The organism is Coleofasciculus sp. FACHB-712, assembly GCF_014695635.1.
In the GTDB taxonomy this organism is placed as follows: domain Bacteria; phylum Cyanobacteriota; class Cyanobacteriia; order Cyanobacteriales; family FACHB-T130; genus FACHB-T130.
This window is the reverse complement of sequence record NZ_JACJOQ010000622.1, coordinates 1-3,627: the sequence shown is the minus strand read 5'-3', so window position 1 is coordinate 3,627 and position 3,627 is coordinate 1. Positions and strand designations below refer to the sequence as shown.

The 3,627-nt window shown below is 46.9% G+C and carries 4 protein-coding genes and 1 pseudogene; 3 read left to right on the top strand and 2 right to left on the bottom strand.

Going from position 1 to position 3,627, the window contains the following annotated elements:
- Positions 1-135: 135 nt before the first annotated feature.
- A complete protein-coding gene (locus tag H6F50_RS22905; RefSeq protein ID WP_190430474.1) occupies positions 136-1,218 on the top strand; it encodes a tetratricopeptide repeat protein in 1,083 nt (360 codons plus the stop codon).
- Between the two features lie 49 nt (positions 1,219-1,267).
- Here H6F50_RS22905 and H6F50_RS22900 read toward each other — a convergent pair whose 3' ends face one another.
- The gene (locus H6F50_RS22900) at positions 1,268-1,858 is read right to left on the bottom strand and encodes a hypothetical protein (protein ID WP_190412739.1); all 591 of its coding nucleotides are present in this window, start codon (positions 1,856-1,858) and stop codon (positions 1,268-1,270) included.
- Between the two features lie 427 nt (positions 1,859-2,285).
- On the opposite strand from H6F50_RS22900, the gene H6F50_RS22895 reads away from it, so the two are divergent.
- Positions 2,286-2,975 carry a triacylglycerol lipase gene (locus H6F50_RS22895; RefSeq protein WP_190412740.1) on the top strand — a complete coding sequence of 230 codons (690 nt, stop codon included), beginning with the start codon at positions 2,286-2,288 and terminating at the stop codon, positions 2,973-2,975.
- On the opposite strand, the gene H6F50_RS22890 is transcribed toward H6F50_RS22895, so the two are convergent.
- Positions 2,905-3,336 (bottom strand): VOC family protein, encoded by a 432-nt coding sequence (locus tag H6F50_RS22890; protein WP_190430473.1) that lies wholly within the window; start codon positions 3,334-3,336, stop codon positions 2,905-2,907. The two genes, H6F50_RS22895 and H6F50_RS22890, sit on opposite strands and share 71 nt — an antisense overlap.
- A 162-nt stretch (positions 3,337-3,498) precedes the next feature.
- Between H6F50_RS22890 and H6F50_RS27355 the strand changes: the two are divergent.
- Positions 3,499-3,627 (top strand): annotated as a pseudogene (locus H6F50_RS27355) (TIGR00297 family protein); the annotation flags it as partial.

Genomic DNA, 3,627 nt, shown 5'->3' with positions numbered 1-3,627 from the left:
ATGGTCGCCTTATCTCTGGTAGCAGCGGCATGGGAATCAGAAATTAGAGAGATTTAAGCTACGGTTCAATGCACAATTAGAAATGAAGGATGCTTCAACTTTTAATTTTTAATTGTTATTTTTTTTATTACTGTAATGCTTGAACAACTTGCGGAAGCTTTCGAGCGCAAAGACTATAAAACCGTTGCCTGGTTACTCAACCATCTGGTAAAACAGATGCCGCAAAATCCCTTAGTACAGTTTTATGTGGGACGGCTGTACGAAGAAACGGGCAAGTTGGAGGCGGCAGAAAATGCCTATCGGCAGCTGTTACGGGAAACCACCAATCCCAAGATTATGACTCAAGCTCGTCAAGGATTGGGACGTATAGAAGCGATCGCCCAACAAAAAAGACGAGACGCGATCGCTCAAGCCACCGCCGCCCCAGAAGACACAGAAGCAGGCGTCTTAGTTCTAGAAGCCGTTAGCGCTGAAAAGAAACAGGTCGCCGCCCAACAGTTAGCTCGAATCGTGCAGATAGACCCTTACACCGCACGGCTACAACTTCCCAGTCGCGGCTGGCGGTTGTACCGAACTGGTCCGGTAGGAGAACTGCGATTCTACAGTCAACAGATGCAGCAAGCCGAAATTCCCAACTTCTGGGCAAACCTTGCAGATGTTCGGAAACTTAACGTTTTTCGCGTCAGCCATTTCCTTTCGGCTTCCCCACCTAGCATCGTTTGCCAAAACGAACATGGGCAGACTGGTTCCTTGACCTTTAACTGGTCAGAAGTCAGACAACAAGTCCAAGGACTCTTACCCATTTTTGGCGAAGTCATCGACCAAGATGCCCGTCGCCAACTGCAATGGAAAACTCAAACCCAAGACTATGCCCAATTGATCGACTTGCATCTTCCTTCCAGACACAGTATTCTTCGCCTTTGCGATAGCAACTACCAGTTTGGGCAGGGGATTTCCTTCAATCCACAGCCGACTCAACCCAATCAAGCGACTAACCGCAGTCATTGGAACAATTTACTTCATTTTCTAGAAGGACATTTGCCCCAGACGCCGATTTGGGCAGATTTTACAGATTTTGCTCAAACTGCCCTAGATCGCACAGAAATTCTAAAAAGTCTCAAATCTCATATCGACTTATTTCGGCGCGAAGAAACCCTCTGGGACCCAGCTTTCCAACTGTACAGTGGGCTGGTTTTCCTCAGAGGGTCAAAGAATTAAAAAGCAAATCAAAAATTAGACAACAAGCCTGCTAATTTTTAATTTTTAATTATTTTTTCACCTGACGCGCCATGTCCATGAAGTTGCTCATGCTGGGACCGGGACGCCGACGAGTATTAGAGCTAGAAATTGGATTCAAGTATTTCGGAGCAAACGTGGTATCGGATTGGCTTTGACCCTTGCCGTTAATCGGTGCTGCTGGTTTCTCAGCAACTACTGCCTCAACACCTTCAGCCGTCTGAATTAGCTCTACTGGGGGCCGTTGAGCAATTTCTTTCGGTTCTGAGACTTCTTTAGAGTTTGATGAATTCTTGGATGCAGCCCCTACAAGTTCTGGGGTTGCTTGAGGCTTCGATGAATCTTTTTGTCCATTAGACGCAGATTTAGAAGCGGATGCAGATGCCTTCGCGGGTTCCGGCTTCTTCGATTCTGATGTTTGGGCTTTGACTGGTTCTGGCTTCTTCTGGCTCTCTTGTGCCGCTGGTTTTGCGTCTTTGGACTCTTCTAGCTCCATGTAGTATCCACCAGACTTCTTACGAGGAAGAGCAGCAGCCTCGTTTCCTTCAGATTTCTTAGAGCCAAAAATTCCACCAATGAAAGCGGTAATGCCGCCCAACAATTTTTTGATAAAACCAAACATTTAGTATTACTCCTGAGATTTAAATGACGATGTTGACTGATTCCCGAAACATTGGAGCAAGCTATTCTATTTTTGATGCAAGACTGGTATCGCCAAGGATAAGCTCAACTGCTCAGCTCAGAAAGCAGCCGCTTTACAATATGGACAAAGCGTTTCTATCGTTGCAATTTGCGATCCAGATCGGATTATGAAGTTTTACGGCGGACAAACGCAAGATTCCCAGATAGTTCTTTACAAAAATTTACAAATTTTGTTTTAGTAAGTACAGTTACCCAGCCAGTTAGCTCTGGAAAACGCTCTTTTGTTGCAAGAATTTACATTAATCTCAGATTTTAAGCCACAGCCACTCGACAGGCTGTCCTAAACCAACCCCAGCCGCGATCGCTCGTGTCTAAGCTGGGATTATATGAGATTAATTCCTGGCAAAATGAACAGTGCCCCTAAGCGCAATCCTGTATTGCTAATTCACGGCATCAACGATACGGCTGCTGTATTCCATAAAATGGCTCCTTACCTGGCACAGCAAGGCTGGTCTGTATACGACCTCAGCCTCACCCCCAATAATGGTGCGATGGGTCTGGACTCTCTAGCACAGCAGGTTGCTGATTACGTTGCCAAGACCTTTGCACCCGACCAACCATTTGATTTGGTCGGCTTCAGTATGGGAGGCATCGTTAGCCGCTACTACGTGCAGCGACTAGGGGGCATTAACCGGGTGCAGCGTTTTATTACCATATCAGCACCCAACCACGGAACGTGGGCGGGCTACTTTCACAATGGGATTGGCTGCGTTCAGATGCGCCCTGATAGCGCTTTTCTACAAGATTTGAATCGGGATGTGGCGATGCTGGAACAGGTGAATTTCACCTCGATCTGGACGCCTTTTGATTTAATCATTCTGCCACCGAATAGTTCGGAAATGCCCGTCGGTCAAAATCTACAGGTGCCAGTATTGCTGCACCCGTGGATGATTACAGATGCTAAGGGGGTTAAGGCTGTGGAGAAGGCACTTTTAGAACCACTGAAGCGCGATCGCGTAGCGTCTCCTAATGGGAATCGCCAATCTCGGCATACTCCCGAACCCCGAAAATTGCCTCGGCATGAGAGTAATATTTGAACTCCATCAGGTTATAAAACGGATCTTCGAGGAAGAAGGTGCAATGTTCGGTGAGTTGACCGGGAAAGCGATGTTTCGGCTGCTGATAAAAGTGCAACCGTCGCTGTTGTGCCCGTTCTAGCAAGCTTTCCCAGTCAGCAATTGATGTAAAAACCAGCCCAAAGTGTCTGGGATAAATCCCTCGTTGCGGGATAATCGGTTCTTTGCTAACGTGACCTACCAGCTGATGACCGTAGAGATTCAGAATTAAGGCATCGCGGGTTTCACGTCCTACTTGGCAGCCGAGTCCATCAGCGTAGTAGGCTTTCGCTTGGGCAACATCGGAGATGGGAAAAGCAAGATGAAAGATTGTTGGGTTCATCGGTAATATTCTGAGTGCTGTGCTTTTGCGGCGCTTTACTTGCAAGCGAAGATCAAGGGTGATATCGCTAATACATACATCCTTCACTTGGGGTTCCTTTTTGCGCCTCTCTCACGGACGAGAGTATTGTGAAAGAGTGTTATAAATTCAAGATTTTTACAGATGCTCTCTACCATTAATTCTTTCAATCCCTGGTTAGTTGCAGTGGGATTGAATACAGTTTTGTTAGCGATCGCCTATTTCGCCCCTAAAAAGTTACTGACCCCCGCCGGATTCCTCCACGCTTGGGCG